General features: G+C 37.7%; 15 protein-coding genes. 6 read left to right on the forward strand and 9 right to left on the reverse strand.

Annotated elements, in window-relative coordinates:
* Nucleotides 1–63: 63 nt before the first annotated feature.
* A complete protein-coding gene (locus tag BMS_RS05855; RefSeq protein ID WP_014243879.1) occupies nt 64–3,099 on the forward strand; it encodes a hypothetical protein in 3,036 nt (1,011 codons plus the stop codon).
* Here the strand turns inward: BMS_RS05855 and BMS_RS05860 are convergent.
* A complete protein-coding gene (locus BMS_RS05860) occupies nt 3,089–4,456 on the reverse strand; it encodes a cytochrome-c peroxidase (protein WP_044557341.1) in 1,368 nt (455 codons plus the stop codon). The genes BMS_RS05855 and BMS_RS05860 overlap by 11 nt on opposite strands.
* Before the next feature lie 89 nt (nt 4,457–4,545).
* Between BMS_RS05860 and BMS_RS05865 the strand changes: the two genes are divergently transcribed.
* A complete protein-coding gene (locus BMS_RS05865) occupies nt 4,546–5,799 on the forward strand; it encodes an imelysin family protein (protein WP_052590594.1) in 1,254 nt (417 codons plus the stop codon).
* The gene (locus BMS_RS05870) at nt 5,792–7,111 is read left to right on the forward strand and encodes a di-heme oxidoreductase family protein (RefSeq protein ID WP_014243882.1); all 1,320 of its coding nucleotides are present in this window, start codon (nt 5,792–5,794) and stop codon (nt 7,109–7,111) included. The genes BMS_RS05865 and BMS_RS05870 overlap by 8 nt, the downstream gene beginning before the upstream one ends.
* 68 nt (nt 7,112–7,179) lie before the next feature.
* Here the strand turns inward: BMS_RS05870 and fbaA are convergent, their stop codons facing one another.
* The gene (gene fbaA / locus BMS_RS05875; protein WP_014243883.1) at nt 7,180–8,205 is read right to left on the reverse strand and encodes a class II fructose-bisphosphate aldolase; all 1,026 of its coding nucleotides are present in this window, start codon (nt 8,203–8,205) and stop codon (nt 7,180–7,182) included.
* 205 nt (nt 8,206–8,410) lie between these two features.
* On the opposite strand from fbaA, the gene BMS_RS05880 reads away from it, so the two are divergent.
* A complete protein-coding gene (locus BMS_RS05880) occupies nt 8,411–10,459 on the forward strand; it encodes an alpha-ketoacid dehydrogenase subunit alpha/beta (RefSeq protein WP_014243884.1) in 2,049 nt (682 codons plus the stop codon).
* Between the two features lie 44 nt (nt 10,460–10,503).
* Here the strand turns inward: BMS_RS05880 and BMS_RS05885 are convergent, their stop codons facing one another.
* From BMS_RS05885 to BMS_RS16795, 7 genes are all read right to left on the reverse strand, one after another.
* Nucleotides 10,504–12,078, reverse strand: coding sequence for a methyl-accepting chemotaxis protein (locus BMS_RS05885; protein WP_014243885.1), 1,575 nt, complete (start codon nt 12,076–12,078; stop codon nt 10,504–10,506).
* A gap of 117 nt (nt 12,079–12,195) precedes the next feature.
* Nucleotides 12,196–14,427, reverse strand: coding sequence for a CHASE2 domain-containing protein (locus BMS_RS16790; protein ID WP_014243886.1), 2,232 nt, complete (start codon nt 14,425–14,427; stop codon nt 12,196–12,198).
* 18 nt (nt 14,428–14,445) lie between these two features.
* Complete coding sequence (locus BMS_RS05895; protein WP_014243887.1) at nt 14,446–16,029, reverse strand: tetratricopeptide repeat protein; 1,584 nt, start codon at nt 16,027–16,029, stop codon at nt 14,446–14,448.
* Nucleotides 16,030–16,092: 63 nt separating this feature from the next.
* Nucleotides 16,093–17,559: a FecR family protein gene (locus BMS_RS05900; RefSeq protein ID WP_014243888.1), complete on the reverse strand. Its 1,467-nt coding sequence runs from the start codon at nt 17,557–17,559 to the stop codon at nt 16,093–16,095.
* 170 nt (nt 17,560–17,729) lie between these two features.
* Nucleotides 17,730–18,077 (reverse strand): arsenate reductase (glutaredoxin), encoded by a 348-nt coding sequence (gene arsC, locus BMS_RS05905; protein WP_014243889.1) that lies wholly within the window; start codon nt 18,075–18,077, stop codon nt 17,730–17,732.
* A gap of 11 nt (nt 18,078–18,088) precedes the next feature.
* Nucleotides 18,089–18,799, reverse strand: a complete 711-nt coding sequence (locus tag BMS_RS05910; RefSeq protein ID WP_014243890.1) for a hypothetical protein — start codon at nt 18,797–18,799, stop codon at nt 18,089–18,091.
* A gap of 1 nt (nt 18,800) precedes the next feature.
* Nucleotides 18,801–19,460, reverse strand: a complete 660-nt coding sequence (locus BMS_RS16795) for a DUF3943 domain-containing protein (protein ID WP_052590595.1) — start codon at nt 19,458–19,460, stop codon at nt 18,801–18,803.
* A 77-nt stretch (nt 19,461–19,537) separates the two neighbouring features.
* Between BMS_RS16795 and hemF the strand changes: the two genes are divergently transcribed.
* Entirely contained in the window at nt 19,538–20,431 is an 894-nt protein-coding gene (gene hemF / locus BMS_RS05920; RefSeq protein WP_014243892.1) for an oxygen-dependent coproporphyrinogen oxidase, read from the forward strand.
* A gap of 254 nt (nt 20,432–20,685) precedes the next feature.
* Nucleotides 20,686–21,882, forward strand: a complete 1,197-nt coding sequence (locus BMS_RS05925; RefSeq protein ID WP_014243893.1) for a hypothetical protein — start codon at nt 20,686–20,688, stop codon at nt 21,880–21,882.
* Nucleotides 21,883–21,926: the final 44 nt, after the last annotated feature.

A 21,926-nucleotide genomic window follows, 5' to 3' on the forward strand; every position in this document is an offset into this window, starting at 1 on the left:
TATGATAAATATCATCATCAATTTTTCTTAAGTTTTTCAAAGAGAATTTCCGATAAGTTAACTATGAATCCTGGGAAGTTCCTACTAACTTTATTTATTTTTATATTCAGCTGTGAAGTTTTCGCAACGGCTCCTCGTATGCAAAGAGCAAAAGTCTTCGCAGATAGAAGAAAGTATAGAGTTCAAGGACACGATCAATATAGATTTAAAGGATGTGAGGCCTTTAATGAGGATAGGGATTCCTATTATATCTTTTCTTGTAATGAGGAAACCTTTGAAGGTCCTCTAGATAATTTAGAGAAGCAGCAATATAGAATTAGCAAGAAAGTCTTCGGAGATAATTTTCTAAGAGGGTTAAGAGACTATACCTTGTCTTCTCTCAAAGAGAATGAAGATAACTTAACTAAGACCTTAAACTGTATCAATTCTACAGACCCTGAGTGTAAAGAGAAGGTAGAGAACCTTCTTCAATACTTTAAGTCAAATCTTCCTAGCTATAGAAAAATAATTTCACTATCTAAGTTACACCATGTGGGTGGAAGAGGCTTTTCATTCTTCAATATCGTTAAAGATATTGAGCACGATGACTTAGACTATGAAATTCCTGAAATGAGTGATGAAGAGTATTTGGAAGCAAGGGAATTGAAGGATGAAATTCTCTACAATATTAAACAAGACTCTCTCTCGCAAATTGATGAGCCTTGTATCAAGTATGATTTTGAGTTTAAGAAGAAGCTATGTCCGCGCAATATCGAAAATAAAATAAAGAATGAAGTTCAAAAAGGTGTTGAAAGAGTAAAGGAGCAATATATACGCGAGTATAATAGAGTGACTAACTCAGATCCTTTGCTTGCTAGAGTAAATCTTCGTGGAAATGAAAGTGATGAAGAGATTCTTAAAGAAGTAAGGAAGCAACTGATCGATTCGATTGCTGCCAATAAGAAGTCATTTGAGGATATTAAAGAATTAGAAGACGATGATGATCTTATAGATCTCGTTAAGAATAAAGCCGCTGTCGATGGATATTTAAGTTCACTTGGACATTCTCGGGCCCTATGTGATGTATCACAGGATCTATACGAGGATGTTGAAACTAGTAAACTTATGACTTCACTCTACATAGGTGGTGCTGCCATTGTTGGTGGAGGTGTCTGTTTAGGTACTTTTGGATTTGGTTGTGCTCTTGGGGTGGCCATAGCCGCTGAATCAGTTGATCTATACTTGCAACAAAGTGAATTAAATGAAAGTCGTCAATCATTTGCTTCTGGAATTGGTTCTCTCGATAGAGTAGAAAGTGCAAGAAGTGATAGAGATATGGCGCTTGCTTTTGTTGCAATTGGAAGTAGTGGGCATTTACTAAAGCCTGTTGCAAGAGTAGCGAGAGGGAGTTATAGAGCGTCGAGGCAATCAGTCGATACTGTTTATGAAGACTTTAAGGCCACTAAAGAGCTAGCAGACTTAAGAAACTACCGCGCAAGTTATCCAGATAGCTTTGATAATATTTCATCACTTAAATCAAAGTACTCTGAATTCTCTCTTACAACTCCTAGAGTTAACTCAAGATGGATTGGCAACGCGAGAAATTCGAATTCTTCCTTATATTTGGATATTGAAAATGCTGCCTTAAAAAGGCTCAATGATACTCTCGGTGATAAGGAATTAGTAACATCACTTACAAATCTTCATAAAGATGTTCTGTATAAGAATATAAATGAATTAGTAAAAAAGTATCCGCAGATTAATTTTGATATTTACTCCGATTTTAAATCTCTAAGATTTGCTTTTTCTCCAAAGAATATCCCCAAGGATATAGAAGCAAAGTTTTTAAAGGATTTAGATAAAACTTATAAAGAAGCAAATTTTGAATTCGCAAAAATGGTCAAGAACTTAGATGGTCTGGGGGCCGAGAAGCCTGCGATGTGGTTTGAAGCCGGTATTTCAAATACTGCTGATGCTGCTGGACAAGCAGCGAAGAGAGCGAGAAGAATCACAAGAGATGGGCCACAAATTGTCTCATTTAACTCTGTTCGCTCTATGATGGATGACGATATTATTGCCATTAATAAATTCAATGATGGACTCTCTAGTGGGGTTCTTTCTAATACTGATCTCGTTCAAAACCTTCCTAGTGGAAAGAAGATACTTTCTTTAAATGCTATAGAAACTATTAGAAAATCTATTGGAAAGTATAAACAGGATATGGTTGATGAAATATCAAAGAAATCCAATGGCCTTTCTCATTCGGCGGTAAAGGATTCTCTGGACGCAAAAGAGGTGCAAGCTCAATTCGCCAAAAAGTTTGGCGTAGAGCTAGATACATCTGAAAGTATTAGGCTTGTTCAGCATGTGAATCAGCTAGACGGACTTACACCAGGACTTTGGCAAGAGAGTCGTGTTATTGCGAGTCTTGATCGTGCGACCTTCGGAGGGTTCTCTGGTGATGTCACAGGAATGGGGGCTAGAAATATTCAACAGGTCGCTGTTGATATAGCAGAGTCCACTAGTCAAAGTGCAGATGATATTCTTGCTGCCACAAGAAGAGGTGAGCAGAGAGTAACTGAAACATTTAATGAAATTAAAGACAATTTTACAAATACAGTCAAAGAGGCACTAGATAAGAGGTCTATACCATACTCTTCAAAGTGTTCAGGAGATGATTGTGTTGTTATTCCAAAAGTCGCACTATCTAAGAAAGATGAATTAGAAATTATAGAGGCATTTAGAAAACAGGATAATCCCTCTCAGTATAGACTTAGCTTCATTCCTCCAGGAATTGATGAGTCTAAGAGAACTCTGATGGCCACGCATGGAGAGCTTGTTGAAAAAGAATTTAGAAAGGAAGTTGTCGGCGTAGGTGTTGGAAAAATTAGTCAGCAAAAGCTCTCTAATATTACTCTTGGAACTAGAATGCCGTCATCTTCAGATGGGAATATTGATTTATATGTTGGTCTTGGACGAGAAGTGAGACTCTCTGAAAGTGAGTTACAGATTTTAAGGGAAGCTCATAAGAAGGCCATCGATAAAGTTAACCGTGAACTCTCTTCAGAGGGAAGGGACGCCATCTCTTATAAAGGTGGCGCCACAGAAATCATTGAGTAAGCAATTGCGACGCTATATCGTCAGGGATATCTTCTAAGAAAGAGAAATCCTTACTTTGAAATCTCTTGTCAGTTAGAGCATTTTCTAGAAAGTCGAGTAGGTTCTCTTTTTCTATCTCAGTGAGATTCAGCCCTTTTCTCAGCTCTCCAATACTCATAAGTTGAAAGCGAAATTTATTTCTTTTCTCGTCTTTATCAACAATCAATTCGTCCTCGTAGAATATTTGAATTTCATCTTTCATTTTAAAATTATAGAGAGTGTCTTTTACATTGTCGTAGTGGTCTATTACTTCTCTCAAAGTTTTAAAAACTCCTGAGTGCATATACGGTCCAGTTAAGGCCACATTTCTAAGAGTAGGAGTTTTAAATTTATAGAGATCTCTTTTCACTCCTGTGACTTCAAAGCGACCCTTGTCATCAATTTGATTACTTCCCGGAACTCCAATTTGTGGTGTTCCCGTAGTTTTAAATTCAAAGTTAGATAAGTGCTTTCCAGCGTGACAATTGATACATTGTCCTCGTCCAGCAAAGACTTTCAGTCCTTTTTTCTGAGAGAGTGTCATCGCATTTAAATCACCCTTTAAATATCTATCATAGGGCGTATCTACAAATGTAAAGTTCCCACTCATAAAGGCACTAAGAGCAGTTCCAACGTGGCCGATATTATATTTTTTTTCATTTGGGTAGGCCGATTTAAAAAGACCTGTATAAAGCTCTTGTCTCTTTCCTGTTAGAAGTCTCTTCATCACTCCTTGCCAAACTTTTAGGTTCGAATCAAGCTTAACAAGTTCATTATCACTAAGGGAGCTATCCTTTCTTCCTAACATTTCTTCTGGGCTTAGAATTGGAAAAAGAGCTTGAGCAGAGAGGGCTCCACTTAAGCTCTTTGTGATTTCTTTTGCCTTCGGGTTTTCTCCATTTAGTGCAGGCTCTGGAGTTCTATAGGATTTTGTTTTTGGAAAGTATTCTACTCTTCCATCTTGGAACATGACTGTAACTTCATCCTTATAACCTAAGTTAAATAGGGCCGGAGAGTTTCTACGAATAATGAGTCCTACGCCTCGTTGCTCTCTATTTGTTCCGATTCCAACTCCGCCTTCTCCAATTGAAAATGGAAGAGCATCACTTGTTCCAAGTCTTGGATGGTGGCAATGCATACAGGTCATATTTTTATTTCCACTTAGTAACGGTTCCATGAAGAGTCGTGAGCCAAGTTTAATCAATTCTCTTGAGTGCACCTCAGGTCTTTCAAGAGGCAGTAGGTTGCCATCTCTAATAATCTTGGCCAATTCTTGATCGATATTTGCCTGTGCAAAATTACACAGGTTGAGTAGGGCGATGAGAAATATTATTTTCATAAACTTAAAATCACTAGTTGCTTTATGGTTGTGGTTTATATATATGTACATTAGTTTTATTAGTCAAACAAAAGTACGCAGGAGGATACATGCGAAATCTACTACTTACGTCTGCCGTTGTCGCTTTTTCACTTCAGGCCCACGCCGTAAAAGCTCCTTATAAGAATAATGAGTCTTTAAATAGAGAGGTTATCTCAAATTATAGTGATTTAGCTCTACTAAACTATAATGATTCACTTCAAGGTGCAAGAGCACTTAAGAGTGAAATTGCAAAATTCGTTAAGCTTGCTAAGAAAGGTAGCAAATTAGCGAGTAAGCAATATGATATCGTTAAAAAGACTTGGTCATTAGAGGCGAGAATGCCTTACGGTCAATCTGAAATTTTTAGATTTTATAATGGTCCAATCGACTTTGAACCAATTGATGATGGCGTAACAACTTACCTTGAGTCAATTAACTTTGAAGGTGTTGAAGGACTTATGAATGCATGGCCACTTGATGAGATCTATATTGATTATGTTAAAGAAGATTCAACTGCTGGTCTTGTTAATAATAGAAATATTAAATTAACAAAAGACGTTCTTGTTTCAATGAATGAGAGAGAGGGAGAGAAGAATATCTCTACTGGTTATCACGCGATTGAATTCCTTCTATGGGGACAAGATAGATCAATTGATACTGCTGGACAAAGACCATATACAGACTATGTTGATGGTGGAACTGCAAAAAACCAAGATAGAAGAAGAGAGTACCTCTCACTACTAATTGACTTATTAGATGATCACTTATCAACTGTTACTAATCAGTGGCAAGTTGGTGAGAAGAATTATAGAACAGAATTTTTAAAGAGAGATTCTAATTCAGTTCTTACTGATATTTTCACTTCTATGATTTCAATGGCAGGTGATGAACTTAAGAGTGAGAGAATTGAAAACGCGTTTCTACTTGAAGATCAAGAAGAAGAGCACTCTTGTTTCTCTGATCAAACGATCAACGATATTTATACAAATGCTTTAGGTGTAAAGAATATTTACTTCGGTGACTATGTAGCTCATAACTCATCAAAGTCAATCAATGGAAAGGGAATCAACGATCTAGTTGCTTTCGTTAATCCTGAGCTAGACCAAGCGATTACTAAGAAGTTTGATTCACTTTTTAACAATATTAACTTCTTCTATAAGAAGTCTAGAAATGGTCAAGTTCAAATTGGAAGTATCGAAACTCCATTTGATAGAGCTCTGACTACTAATAAAGTTGAAATTCAAAACATCATTGATGACTTAGGTTCAATCGATGAGCTTCTAAGAGAAGCTGCGAGTGAGTTAGGTTTAGAGATTGAATAAATCTTTATACCTTCTCAAAATCTTTCCACTACTTATTGTTTTTCTGATAAGTAGTGGAACTACAGCTAGGACCTTGAGCTTTTCTGGTCCTAAAGATTACGCTCGCCTTATTGAGGGCTTAAGTTCTAAAGAGCTTGCTGAATTAAAGGCAGGCTTTTCGCTTTTTTCAAAACCTTGGGTGGCCGCGCCTTCTTCAACTAGAGTTCGTGATGGACTAGGTCCACACTTCAATGCCACTAGCTGCATGAGTTGTCACGCAAGGATGGGAAGAGGAAACCCTTATTCAGAAGAAGGTTCTGTTAATCATCCAATTCTCTTTAGAGTTTCTACATCCAATGATTTGTTCTCAGGCCCAGTGCCAGATCCTAATTATGGTTTACAGCTTCAAATAAATTCGTTGGCAAAGGTTCAGAGAGAATCACAGGTGAGTGCACGCTTTGAGTACTTTACAGGTAGCTTTTCGGATGGAGAAGTATATGAACTTCGACGAGCGAAGTTTCATTTTACGAAGTTAAACTACGGATCACTAGATAGTAAAACTCATTTCTCTCCTAGGACATCTCCCCATTTGGCGGGGCTTGGTCTGATTGATCAAATAGATGAAGAAGATATTCTCGCACTAGAAGATCCTGAGGATTTAAATAAAGATGGCATCAGTGGGAAGGCCAATTTCTCTTGGAGTCCATCACAAAAGAAATTACTCGTAGGACGCTTTGGTCATAAAGCAAATGTTCCAACTTTACTCGATCAAATAGCCGGTGCTTTCCAAGGAGATATGGGAATTACGAGTACACTCTTTCCAAGCGAAAATTGCTCTGAACTTCAGGCCGACTGTCATGGAATTTTAAATGGTGGTGACCCTGAAATTAGTGATAGGCACCTAGGTTTCGTACACCTGTTACTTAGCTCTATTGACGCCCCAAAAGTAACTCGCTTAAAGGGCTTTAATAAGGGAAGAGAACACTTCTCAAAAATTGGATGCACAAGCTGTCATAGAGCAGAGTTTAAAGTGAAAGATAGAGTGATTAATCCTTACTCTGATTTTCTTCTTCACGACATGGGAGAAGAGCTGGCCGATAATAGAGAAGACTTTAGTGCTTCAGGTAGAGAGTGGAAGACGCCACCTCTATGGGGGATTGGAAGTCTTAGAAAGGTTAATGGTCACACTAACTTACTCCACGATGGTAGGGCCCGCTCAGTCGAAGAGGCGATTCTCTGGCATGGGGGAGAGGCCAAGAAATCACGAGAGAGGTACCGCTCTCTATCTAAAGAAGAGCGCCGCGAACTTCTAAGTTTCATCAATTCGCTCTAGTAATGAAAATTTAAATTTATAAGTGATTCAAAGAAGTGCCCACTAGAGTCGTGAGCACTTAATGGTAATTATAAAAGAATTGATTTAGCGTCAGACTTCAGATCTTTACAGGCCTGCTCAATTCTTGCCGTCATACTTTTTTCTCCGGCCTTCATCCATGCTCTTGGGTCATAGAATTTCTTATTTCCTACTTCTCCCTCAATTTTTAACATGGCATCGTAATTCTTAAACATGTGGTCTACGATTGATCTAGAGTAGGCGTATTGAGTATCAGTATCGATATTCATTTTTACAACTCCATATCCAAGAGTTTCGTGAATCTCACTCAGCTCAGAACCTGAACCACCGTGGAATACTAGCCAATTTGTCGACTCTTCTCCAAGCTCTTTAGCGATGGCCGCTTGACCGTCTCTTAGAACTTCTGGTCTTAGCTTTACGTTTCCTGGCTTATAGACACCGTGAACATTTCCAAATGTTGCCGCGTACATAAATTTTCCTATTGGAAGAAGGGCCTTTGTTACTTCAACCATTTCTTCAGGAGTCGTGTAGAGTTTATCCGCAGGGGCATCTTCATTATTTACTCCGTCTTCTTCTCCACCAACTACACCAGTTTCAATTTCTAAAATGATCTCCGACTTCGCACATCTTTCGTGTAGCTTCTTACTCATTTCGATATTCTCATTCGTAGGAAGAACTGATCCATCAAACATATGAGAGTTAAAGAGGTTAGGTAGTCCCTGAGCTCTTCTCTTTTCCGTCTCCTCGATTAGAGGAATGAGAAATGAGTCTACTTTCTCTGGGTGGCAGTGGTCTGTGTGAAGTGCAATACAGACATCATATTTCTGGGCCATTAGGTGAACGTGTTGGGCAATTGAGATGGCACCTAAAACTTCGTCACCAACCGATTGACCTGAAGCAAACTTTCCACCACCTGTTGATACTTGGATAATTCCATCAGACTTCATCTGGGCAAAAGCGGCTAGGGCCGCATTGGCAGTAGATGTTGAAGTCACATTGATCGCAGGGAAGGCGTAACCCTCTTTCTTTGCTTTATCTAGCATTGCGCAATATTGTTCGTGGGTTGCGATTGGCATATATTCTCCTAAGTAAATTCAGTTTTATAAGATTGGTCTAACATTTAACCTTAAAATTACTAATCTTTCACCATGCAATGTGTATAAAAACCGCCTCTTTGTGCATGGCGCATGGTGGACAAGAGTTTTCAAATCAATGGAAATATGATTAAGTAGCGAGTTCCAAATACATGTAAATATTTATAAATCCCTAGAGGAAATAGTTATGCTTAAGAAAACTGAACAAACTTATTCATTGAAGAAAACTGACAAGGCCACTCTCAAGCAGTGGTACACGTTAATGACTGTGGGAAGACTTATTGATCTTCGCGCGCCTAATTACTTAAAGCAGGCCATCGGTTGGTCTTATCACGCTCCATACGCTGGACACGATGCTATTCAACTGGCAATCGGACAAGTTTTTACTTTAAATGAAGATCATCTCTTTCCTTACTATAGAGATATGCTAACAGCTCTCTCTGCTGGTTGTACTGCTGAAGAGCTGATTTTAAATGGTATTTCTAAGGCCACTGACCTTGCCTCTGGTGGGCGTCACATGTCTAACCACTTTGCTAAGCCTGAGTGGAATATTCACAACGTTTCTTCTTGTACAGGAAATCACACTCTACACGCAGTTGGTGTGGCAAGAGCGATGAAAAAGTATGATCACAAAGGTGTTGCGATCTCTTCTCAAGGTGAGTCTTCGGTTTCAGAAGGTTATTGCTATGAGGCCATTAACGGTGCTTCTAGAGAGAAGCTTCCAGTTGTATTTGTATTTCAAGACAATGGTTACGGTATTTCTGTTCCAAAAGAAGTTCAATGTGCCAATGAGTTTGTAGCAGACAACTTCACAGGGCTTAAGAACCTAAGAATTATTCACTGTGATGGAAAAGATGTATTTGATTCAATGAATGCGATGAAAGCAGCGAGACAACATGCTCTTGAAAACTCTGAACCAGTTATCGTACACGCTGAGTGTGTGAGAATGGGATCACACTCTAACTCTGATAAGCACGAGCTTTATAGAGATGAGAAAGAGCGTGAAGAAGCAATCGCTAAAGATCCATATGCAGCATTTAGAAAATTACTTATTAAAGAGAAGATCTTCACAGATAAAGAATTAACTGAAATTGATGACGAATCAAAGAAGACAGTTCTTGAAGCTCACTCTGCTGCTATGAAAGCACCAAATCCAGATCCAGCGAGTATCTATGACTTTGTTCTTCCTCCTGCTCACACATGTGAGAAGTTTCCTGAGGGAACGCATGAGCACAATGGAGAGCCGGTTAAGTTTATTGATGCACTAAATGGAACTTTAAAAGAAGAGTTTAGAGCAAACCCAGATACTTTTATTTGGGGACAAGATATGGCCAATAAAGACAAGGGTGGTATCTTCAACGTATCTAAAGGTATGCAACAAGAATTCGGTGAAGAGAGAGTTTTCAATGCTCCAATCGCTGAAGATTATATTATGGGAACGGCAAATGGTTTCTCTAGATTCGATAAGAAGATTAGAGTTGTTGTTGAAGGTGCCGAGTTTGCTGATTACTTCTGGCCAGCAATGGAACAATTTGTTGAGTCAACTCACGACTACTGGAGATCAAATGGTGCCTTCGCTCCAAATGTTCTCGTAAGACTAGCTTCTGGTGGTTACATTGGTGGTGGTCTGTACCACTCTCAAAACGTTGAAGCTTCTCTCGCTCCACTTCCAGGTGTAAGAATTGTATCTCCATCTTTCGCTGATGATGCTGCAGGTTTAATTAGAACTGCTATGAGAAGTGAAGGGATGACTCTATTCCTAGAGCCTAAGGCCCTATACAATGCTAAACAAGCAATGACTCCAATTCCAGAGGACTTTGAAGTTCCATTTGGTAAGTGTCGTGTAAGAAGAGAGGGAAGTGATATCACAATTCTTACTTACGGTAATACAACTCACCACTGTCTTGAAGCAGCCGAGAGAATTGCTAATGAAGAAGGTAAGAGTGTTGAAGTTGTCGATTTAAGATCTCTAAGTCCTCTGGATGAAGAAGGGATTATTAAGTCAGTTTCTAAAACAAATAGATGTCTCGTTGTTCACGAAGATAAAGTTTTCGCAGGGTTTGGTGGAGAGCTTGTAGCTCTTATTAATGAAAAGTGTTTTGAGTCTCTAGATGCTCCTGTTAAAAGGGTAGGATCAGAGTTTACTCCTGTTGGATTTAACAGAATCCTTGAAAAAGCAGTTCTACCAAATACTGATAAAGTAGTTGCTGCACTTAAAGAAATTTTAGCTTACTAAAAAAGAAAGAGGGCAGAAGAGAAATTCTGCCCTCTATATTCAAATTATGCGGCTCTCTTGCCGTTTACTAATTCCCTAACTTCTTCCACTACATAAATAAGATCATCTGCTTCTTTTTGAAGCTCCTTAGAAGAGGCTTCAGTACTGATGACTACGTCATTATTCTTGTGAGAAACTTGATCTAGTAGCTCCATTGCTCTAGAGATTTCATCAACACCTTGAGATTGTTCCTTAGAGGCACTTGCAATCTCTGCAACCTTTCTATTGACGTTATCTACGTTATTAATAATTTCATCTAAAACAACTTTACACTCTTGTGCTCTTTCTTTGCCTTTAGATACAGCTCTCTTACCGTCTTCAATCATTTTTTCCATCACTGAGGTTGTACTTGAAACGATACCTTCAACTTTGGCCATACTATTTTCGATAAGCTCTCTAATTTCTTCAGAGGCATTCCCCGACATATTAGCGAGTGCACCAACTTCTTCTGCAACAACTGCGAATCCTTTTCCTGATTCTCCAGCTCTTGCCGCTTCAACTGAAGCATTGAAAGAGAGAAGCTTCGTTTGAAAAACAATATCATTAATGACTTTAGTCTTATCGTTAATATTTTTAATGATATTTAAAATCTCTGTTACTTCGTCATTTGTTTGCTGCATTCTCTTAATAACATTATCATTATTGCTCGCAATCTCATCTATTGTCGTAACCATTTCGTCGACTCTATTTTTTCCATTGCTGGCAGATCTTTGAGACTCAAGAGAAGTCGTCTTTGACTCTTCAGCTGAAGTCGCATTTCGAGAGATCATGGCATTTATTTCTTCTACTGAAGAAACTGTCTCCTGAAGACTCGCTGCTTGTTCTTGACTTGAACTGGCAAGGTGCTCACAATTTCTCAAGCTATCCTTTGCTCCTTTTGCAACCTCTTCTGATGTTGAGAATAATTTATTGGCAATATTTAAAAGAGGCTCACGAATATTCTTTCTAACGATTAATGTTACTGCAATAACCAAAATGACCATCGCAATTGTAACTTTAATTGAGTCTTCAATTAGGATAGAGGTAATTGTTGCCTGAACGTCTTGAATGTAGATACCTGTTCCAAGAACCCAGTCCCATTCCTTATTGTATTGAACGTAAGATAGTTTAGGGACAAATTTATTCTTATCCTTCTTGTCATTCCAAATATATTGAACGAATCCTGAGCCGTTTGCTTTTGCAATATCACTAAATTGAACAAAGATATGAGACCCTGCTTTATCTTTGAACTCTGCCATATTCTTTCCAACCAGTGCAGCACTAGGGTGAGAGACCATGACAGGAGTAGTATCATTTATCCAAAGATAGTCATCTCCGTCTTGTCCGTAGCGAATTTTTGAAATAGATTTTGCTGCAAGCTCTTTTGCTCTTGCTTCAGTAAGTTCTCCACTTTTAACTTTCTCTTGGTACTCTTTAATAACATCCATTGCCGTTTGAGTAACAAATTGAATTGATAATCTCTTTTCGCGCATTAAATTTTTAGATGTATTTTCATAAGAAGAGTAGATCGAAAAACCAGCAAAGAGAATAAACGGTACTACTACGATGAGTAGAATTTTTTGTCCTATATTTAATTTCATGAAGAACCTCCATGAATCTTTTCGGAAATGATTTATCTCATGTAACTCAATTTAATCTAAAGATATTAATAAAAGATTAATGAAAGGCACTATTTGGGTCATAGTGCCTAGAATTCATTATTTTGATGTTAGTGTGAAGACTCCATCCCAATTCGGAGGAGGTGGAAGTTCCTTAAATTGTTCACATCTTTCAATATAAATCTTGGAAGGATTTGTTTTTTCTTTTAAGAGAGGAAAGCGCTCAAGTTCTAGCTCAAGTGACTCCTTAAAGCAGGCGAGGGCCTGATCCCACTCCTGCGCCTTGTAGTGAGAGATACCTTTACTAAAGATTTCTTGAAGTTTAATCAAGAGATCACTCGCGTCTTCTTTGATCTCTAGTATTTCGTAAGTTGTAACTGGCTCTGACTTCCCAACAACTCTAATCGTATCAAGTTCTCTATAGAGAAATTGCTCGCTTTGACAATCTTCCATTGTAAACTTTGATGTCTGTGTGAAGATACCATATTGCTTGGCTGCCTCTTCAAGTCTAGCGGCCAGGTTCACAGAGTCTCCCATCATTGTGTAATTCATTCTAGATGCTGAACCCATATTACCCGTAACGATTTCACCGGTATTAATACCGATTCTCATTCTCATTTCATGCACGATCTGTGGCCACTTATCTCCCTCTGAAACCCACTTTTCTCTAAGAACTAGAAGAGCTCTCTGCATTTTAACAGCAACTCTCAGGGCCCTTGTAGAGTGGTCCTCTAGAGGCATTGGTGCACCAAAGAAGGCTATGATGGCATCTCCCTCATACTTGTCGAGCGTTCCTTTCTCTTCAAGGAGAATGTCAGTCATCGCAGTAAGATATTCATTGAGAAGTTCAACGAGTTGTGTGGCGCTAAGCTTTTCTGAGAAAGTAGAGAAACTTTGGATATCAGTAAAGAAGGCCGTTCTTGTTCCACTATCTCCACCAAGAGAAGGGTGCTGTCCTGTAGAGTACATTTCGTCGATGAGTTCAGGTGAGATATAGGAACCAAATGCATTCTTTAAGAACGCCTTATCTTTATTTGCGAGGTAGAAGTGGAGGAAAGTATTCCACGAGTAACTACAAATAATAGAGAAGAAACAGAAGAAGAGTTTTACTTCATATCCCTGTGGTATGAGATGGTAAGTATCGTAATAATAAATTCCTCCAATAATGAAAATAGTTGAGAGTAAATCAAGTATTGGATTACCAAAGAATTGAATAATGAGAATGATTAGTGATCCACCTATGAGGATCGCCCATGAAAGAAAGGTTGAGTTTTGCTGAGGTTTATAGAAATGACCATTTAACAGCATGTGAGTCATATTCATGTGAAAGTAAACCCCTGGTAACATCGGATCAACAGGAGTGTGTCTAAGGTCGTAAGCACCATAGGCACTGGCCCCTACAAAGACGATCGTATTATTGAAGATCTCTTTCATATTCTCATCTTCGGGATAGGCCTTCACAATATCAGCAATACTAACTCTTGGAAATTGTCTCTCATTTCCAAACCAGCGAACATTTGCTTCACCTTTGTAATTGAGTTCAATATTTCCTGAAGCCAATTTAAATTTATAATCTCCTATATTGAGCATTTCTAGAACAGGACTATCTCCCGTATAATCGATATAGGCCTGGAGCCCATAAGATGGCATATATAGAGTGTCTATATTTCCAACTAATTGGTAGTGCCTCATGATCCCATCACTATCGGCCTCTACTTGAATATGTCCTAGACTAACGTCTGTGTTTAGAAGTGTTTCTATTGGCCATACGGCTTTTGATACCTTCTTAGGCTTAAGTTCTATTCCTTCACTATTCTTTGTATCTAAGACAAAGTTATAAAGCTGATCGGGCATCTCTTCAAAGTGATCAGCTCCCTGAGTATCTAGGGAGTAGGGAAGAATAACTTTATTACCTGGAATCGATTGAAAGTTAACAATCGATTGGGCCATGATGTCATCAACAGAAGTTTCTCCACAGCTCATACTATTTTCAGCAAAGAAAACGTCGAAGGCTATAACTTTTGCTCCATAGATTCTTAGCTTATCAATGACGTTGGCCCAAGTTTGTCTTCCTACTGGCCATTGTCCAAGTTCTTTCAGTGAGTAATCATCAATATCTGCCATGACAAGTTTCTTATCAAACTTCTTAGGATCTAGGGTCTGTCTCATTCTGAAGTCGAAGAAACGATTCTCAAAGAAAGTAGTATAAGAAATTTTCTCTTTTATTCTAGGGTCTTCAATATCTCTCTCTGTAAGTGAGAAGAAAACACTTAGCGCAGAGAAAGATATAATAATAATGAAGCCTAGGTATTTTATGATTTTTGACAGCATAAAAAACCTTTCACCTATTTAGAAGGTGTATTTAAGTGATGAAGATGTTACGTGCTTTGTATAGTCGTAATCAGCTTTTAGTGAAGTGTTCTTTGTATAATTATAACCAACAGAGAATTTCAATTTATCATTGATTTTCTTAGTGAGTTTTATACTTGGAGTTATTGTTTTCTCTGTTCCTCTTACTGAACTTTCATTTGCATCAGTATAGCTAACAAAAGTTACAGATGCTCCCACATGGAGAGTGATTTTTGGAAGAATATTTGGCTTGATATAATCAACTCTAAGCAGTGTCGAGTTGGTTGCGTTCTTCGGGTTATTATAAGTATCTAATGAGTCATAAGAGAGGAGAAACATATAAATTGATGAACTCGAAGTTAAATAGAGTTGATCAACTGAAAAAGACTTCGTCTTACTAAAGAGTGTACTTGTATGAGAGCTTAAATCTTTATATTTAAATTTTAGCGATGTATCACCCTTAGAGAAGAACTTAAACTTCTCACCAATTGTATAAGTCGTAGAACGTGAGTAGAAGGCCTTCCTCTGCATCGCCGTATTATACTTACTATTGTAGTTGTAATCGATATTAAAGAATAACGATGCTGGCTTATTAAATGCCTTGTGCTCAAAAGAAGTATTTAGCGATGGTGAGATATCATAATTATCTTCCGACTTTACAGTCTCAGCATCTCTATTGGTATGGCTCTTAAGACTCATATTGAGCTCAGGGTTTATAATAAACCTCTTATTTACTATAAAGTCATAACCTGCACGCATTTTAGTTTTAAAAACAAAAGACTCCTCTCTAGACGCTGCTGAAGAGGGGAGATCATTTGTAAGAGAAATATTACTATCGTGATTTAAGTCCTGAGTGAAAGAAAGGTTCCATCTCTTTGATGAAATTCTCTTACCGTTATATAGAATATTTGGATCTAGCCCAAATTCTCTTTCGATTTCTTTCTTTCTAGATTTAATCTCTCTAGCAAGAGAAGAAGTCGTATCGACTTCATAGGCCTTATCCATCTGAGGAAGAACGAATTGCTTTACGAGCCTCTGCGTATCTTCATTCTCTCTGGCCATTCCCAGTAAGACTTCACCAATTTGAAAACGTGCAACTTGCTTAAGTGCAGTATCGGCCGTGTCTGAGTTTAGTATTTGAGTATAATAGGCCTTAGCTGTTTTATTCTCTTCTAGGATTTGTGATACGTGAGCGACATAGTAAATAGAAGAGTCTTTCTTATAGTTAAGATCTGCTGATTTTTTAAAAGCGATTCTTGCTTTGGTTAAATCATTATTGGCATAGAGTGCTTGTCCGTACTCATAGTAAATATCTTCGGCTACACTTTTGGCCTTGATGGCCTCAATAAAGTAGGGGATTGCCTTATCATAATTTTGTAATCGATTGTGGGAAAGTGCCATAAGATAATTTCTCGTGGCACGATTGGATTTTGTTTCTTTTAAAGTTGAAAGGCCCTCTAAGACTTGAGCGTAGGAGCCCTTTTGAAATAATTCTAATGATGATTTTATAACTCTACTTTCTTTTGCAGAAATATTAGAAGTTAAAATAAAAGTAGATAATATAAGTGCACAGCTCTTTTTCATTGGGCCAAATCCATTTAACCTAAATTATTAATATTAGTGACTTATATTATAACTAAATTTCCTCTAATTAGAATTATTAATATTAAATCTTACCCGAGTACTATTGTTGAGTACTTCGTTTCTTTCATCTTCTGCATCTTCAATTGTCTCTTCAATTGTATCTTGCGCATCTTCAACGATCTCATCTAATTCTGACTGATCTACACCTGCAAAGTCTGCAGGGGAGTCAGAAGGTGCATCACTACCGCCAAAGTCGTCACCTCCACCAATATCATCAGCAATCTCTGGTTCAATTGGCTTATCAAGTGGCGCTAGTTCTGGGGGAGCATTTCCTCCTCCATCTACACCACCTTCAGATGGTGCAGGTCCTGATCCATCAACACTTGCAGGTGCTCTGTCTGGACTTTCTGTAGGAACAAATTTCCCATCATCAGTCAGAGTGTAATTTGTATTTTCATAGGCACCAGTGTCTGGATTGAATCCTCCAAAATCCGCTGGTGGAATATAAGTCTCTGTTGCGGCATCAAATACTGATCCTGCTGGAGGAGCAATATATTGTGCTGTTGCAACGTCAATATATCCACCTGCTGGAGGAGCAATTTCACCCGTTGAAGCATTTACCGAACCTTCAGGTGGAGGAGCATTCTCAGCACTAGCAGCTTTTTCTTTTTCTACTTTATCTACAACAGCAATTGTTGCACTTTTTCCTAGTACCTTTTCAACTTGCTCTGCAACTTTTGCTTTATTTGAGAAACCTTTTGCATCTACCCCTGGAGGGATAACACTTCTAAATTTCTTCTTCGGTGCTTTCGTTGCAGCAGCTTGGTCTGGAGCTTCTTTAGAACCATCGTTTGACTTCATTGACTCTAATTGACCAGGGTTGATCTTTACAGGAGTCGTTGCTCTTGATGTTTTCCCTGGAGATACACCTGAGAATTGACCCTTTGTCACAATAACGGCTTTATCACTTGAAACAACTTTTTCAAGAGCTGCCTGTGAAACTTGGATATTTCTAATATTCTCTGTGATCTGTGCCATAGCAACTGCACCAGAGAATGTTACAAGAGCAGTATTTTCGTTTACCGGGTTAAAGGTAACCATAAAGTCTGTCCCTCTAACACCCATGGCAGCTGTTTTCGTTTTAATGAATAGCTTTGATTTATCTTTATTTTTATTGTCGAGGTAGTTCTTAGTCACCTTAGATCTAAGAGAACCTTTCATAAGAGTAATAATACCTGCGTCTTTCTTTGGGAATTTACTAATGGCCATTTCTGATTTTGGACCTAAGTTCATTTGTGATTTATCTATAAAGAGAAATTTTACAAAAGACTTTGGCTCAGTCTTAACTACAAAACCTTCTTGTACCCAAGAGCCTTTCTTTAGCTTTGTTTCTTCTTTTGTCTTTGGGTTAACGGCAGTAACACTTCCTTTTAGAATGATTGCCTTAGCGACACCGTCACTTGCATGTGCCGGAATGCTCATGGAGATTACAATAGCTGTTGTTAGTAGAAGTTTTCTCAAAAAGTTCATTTTAAATTCCTAAGTCCTAAATAAGTTAAGCTGATGGCCCTCTTACTATTCGTCTATTATATCGTTAAACTTGAGAGAGTTTATTTAGATGGGAAAAGTGAATTTAACTTCTTGAAAATACTTAGGCACAAAAAAAGCATTGCGAATTTTTTGTGCCATATGATTGGTAATTAGATGATTTTATTGAGGTCTTCTGGTGGTCTGCCGATGATGGCCTTCTTCTTATTTACAAGAATCGGTCTCTCTAAGAGAGCAGGATTTTCAGAAATAATTTTGGCCCAATCTTTTTTAGATTTTTCATCAGTTTTAGAAAGACCTAATTCTTTGAAAAGACTATCTTTTATTCTGATTAGACCTTGAAGTGGCTCAACACTTAATTTTTCCATAAGATCTAGAATCTCTTTTTGAGTAAGCCCTTCTTTTAAGTATTCTTTAATAGTTGGTTCAATGCCTTGTTCGTTTAATAATTGTAGCCCTTGTCGTGATTTACTACATCTTGGGTTGTGGTAATAAAGCATAGATTTTCTCCTTAAAATAAAACTATTCCCATACTAAAGATAAGTGCTTCAGAGGCCACATCTTTCTTGGCCTCGGCTGTACTGAGAATATTTGTCTTTGTACTATCTGTAGTATCTACTAGGTAAGATTTAACTGAGTAGAGTCGCACATAGGTAATATCAAAGTAAACAGGATGCATATCTTTTGTCGGAAGATGTTCTTCGATACCAATTCCAACTCCGAAACCTACCGTATCATAAGTGAGTTTAAACTTTTTTCCGGCATAAGGAGTGCTGGAAGTGAAGTCTTTTAAGCGTATTGTTTGCTGGGACCAAATAGGCCCAAGTCCAACGGCAAATCTCCAACTCTTTAAAGGCGACCATGGTATGAAGTATCTAACGTTGGGGCTTACCATTAAGTTTTGATAGTTACCACTTCCAAGAAAATCATTTTGGTTAACGACGAAAGCAAGTTTTTCAACTTTTCCAAATGATATGGAAGAGCTTGCTGTGAGCTCAAATCTTTTCCAGCGATAGCCAAAGTGCGTATTAAACCCAAAGCCTCCAAAGTAGTTATGGCCTTGAATTTCTTTTTCATCATCGTCATCATCATCGTCTTTTTCAAAAACTCCAATGCGATTAATTGAAAGGTTAAGTCCTGACTTTAAAAAGAATTCATTTTCAAAAGCAAATGTGCCCCTGAGGGAAGAGATGAATACGAGGATTGCTATTAATACTCTCATCTTAAAAATCCATAGAGAAGTGTAGGCCTACTCTATCTCTTCCATTATAAGTAGGCATAAGTTGAATTTTTCCTTCATAGAACCAAAATAGAGTTGAAGGGTTGATGAGGTGACCAAGAACTTTTCCAAAAATATTTCCAGTATTAAGTAAGTAGAGAGACAGGTTCTCAATACCGACACCCATAACGGATCCTAAAATAGGTGTTTGATAGAGATCCTGTATACTGGCAGGCTCGGTGTAGATTTCAACTGTAAACTCAAAGAGCGTACTAGATATAAAGGCCATCGTAAGTGAGTCTATTCGGCTGTAGCCATTAGCGCGATAATAGAGAAAGAGTTGTGAACCAGAGAGAGGGTGTACGATCCAATTCCAAAAAGGCTCATCTTGATCAAAGACCAATCGTCCAAAATTTCTCTTATACTTTCTAAAACTACCATCGTTAAAAAATGTATCTGGCTGAGTTAGGGGATAGACAAGCCACGTAATTCCATAGACTACAGAGAGATGCATAAGGTTTTCACTCTGGGTATGATCTCTATCAATATATGTATATTGATATTTCTTTTGTCTGCTAAGTGAGTAGTCTGTGTTATCAACAGAGGGAGCTTCACTGGCGTAGAGTGACTGTATTAAAAATATAGTAATGAGTATGAACTTCATCAATTTGCTACTTTATTTGGTTTGTTGCTTTTGATACCATGTGAAGCCCATTTTAAAAACATATTAAGGTAAATTTTATGCTTGAAAATCTTAAACAAAACTTTGTGGACCATGTGCGTCACTTGCAGAATCTAATAACTGAGGAAATTAAGAAAATTGATCCTTCAATTGAGATTATAGAGGACAATTGGAAGAGAAAAGACTTCAACGATAACGATGGTGGGGGCGGTATTACAAGGGCCTTTCAAGGTGAAGTCATAGAGAATGCCGGTGTTAATACTTCTGTTGTATACGGTGCAATCGCTCCAGACTTTGCAAAGAAGATTGGCAGTACAAATGAGACTATGTGGGCAACGGGAATCTCACTTATTATTCATCCTAGAAATCCTAAGGTTCCTACTACGCATGCCAATTTTAGAATGATTCAAGCTGGCGATAAATTCTGGTTCGGTGGTGGTGCTGACTTAACTCCTTACTATCCTCATACTGAGGACTTTAAGTACTTTCACCAAGTTTGGGCCGATGCTTGTAAACCTTATGGGAATTATGAAGAGTTTAAAGTTAAGTGTGATAATTACTTTGTAAATAAACATAGAGAAAATGAAATGAGAGGAGTGGGAGGAATTTTCTTTGACCACTTCAACACTGGAGATACGGAGAGTGATTTGGCGATGGTTAAAGATCTTTCAAATTACTTTATAAAGTCTTTCTTTCCAATTGTTGAAAAGAGAGTAAACGAAGACTTCACTGCTGAGGACGAAGACTTTCAACTTCATAGACGTGGTCGTTATGTTGAGTTCAACCTTCTTCACGATAGAGGAACAATGTTCGGTCTCCAAAGTAATGGTAGAACTGACTCTATTCTTATTTCGCTTCCAGGGCGTGTGAAGTACAGCTATAAGTATGCGCCAAAAGATGGATCTCCCCATGCGGAAATGATGAAGTATTACTACCCAATGAACTGGGTTTAATCTCTCTTAAAGAATCAGGGTGTTCTTGTCTTAGAGCACTCTTTTTAACCTTTCCAGTGAATCGCTGCCAGAGTGTCGTCTTCTGGCATATATTATAAAACCTCCTAAAATTATTTACTAAATACGCCAATAAATTGTGGGTATATATTTATACTTTTTTTATGTAATTTTGATATCTTAGAAATATTCTTATGAATACCCTATAGTTTTGCTTAGAATTGCCGATATATAAATGTAATTAAATAAGGTGAACTGTGAGAAATTTACTAGCATTATTTTTAACTCTTTTTCTTTTCTCAGCTTCGGGACAAGAGAACTTCGGTATCAAGGGAAAAGTCGATAGACTTGTGAGTAGAAAGATAACAGAGATTTACTCTAAAGAAGTTATCAATAGAGTTGAGAGCTATAATAAACTAAGACATACACCTGCAAAGTATTTTGAACAAATCGGAATGGGACCTGCTGCCGTAGAGTCCTTTCTTAAGGCCTTTCCAGAATCTAAAACAAGAAGTTTACCTGAGTTGATCATTAGAGAGTCGGGAATTCTTATTTTAAGAGATAGAGGAAATGTTGTGAAGTTCTCTTTTAAGAGTTTGTCCAAGAGAGAGGTCTATATCAATGGTGTAAAAGTAAATACACCTAAAATGGTCAACTCTGACTTAGATCAATTCTTTAAAGAATTTAATCAAAATATGTACGAAGCCTTTCACAAGAAAGTAAGTTTTATAGATGTATTATCTAATATCTTTATTCAAAGCGTTTATGCTCAAGAGTCAGATTACTTACAACTTCCTGATGGAAAGGAAGTTCCTCACTACCGCAGAAAAGGCTATGATAAAACTAAAAAACCTCTTCTAAGTCTCTATAAAAATGACAATTTAGATTATAATGTCAATCAAACAAATCAAGTTCTACTAGCTTCTATTATGGCAATCTCTGCTGACTTAGAACTAAATGATATGGCCAATTATAGAAATAAGAAGGTGAACCTACCTGCTAACTTAAAGAAGCTTTATAAGAAAATTGAGAGTCTCGCAAATACATGTCACTCTGAAAGCGTTTCTACAAAAGGTAAGTTTGTAGAGGGTAGTGAAGCGACAAAAATGCTTACTGCTCTTGATAGAGTAAATGAAAGAATTAATCGCTTAGAAAATATGTCAACTCTTTGGTGGCAAGAACTCGATGAGCTGGTTTGGAATAGAACATCATTCCACTTTGATCCAGATTCCAAATCGTATGAGATTTGTAAAGTTGAGAGGATTAAAGAGATTCATTACGATAGAAATCTTTGCGAAAATATGGATAAGATTACAGATTGTCTTGTGGCCTTTAGAAGTAGTGGACGTGTAAACGAGAAAACGCTTACAGACGATCAAATGGACTTATTGCTAGAGAACCCTGCCGGTCGTGACTATGGTCAAGACGATGTCCTAAGATGGATTCAAAAATAATAAAGAAAAATTAATTAATGTATATTTTAGTTCTTTCGATAAGT

Origin of the sequence: Halobacteriovorax marinus SJ (assembly GCF_000210915.2) — a bacterium.
In the GTDB taxonomy this organism is placed as follows: domain Bacteria; phylum Bdellovibrionota; class Bacteriovoracia; order Bacteriovoracales; family Bacteriovoracaceae; genus Halobacteriovorax; species Halobacteriovorax marinus.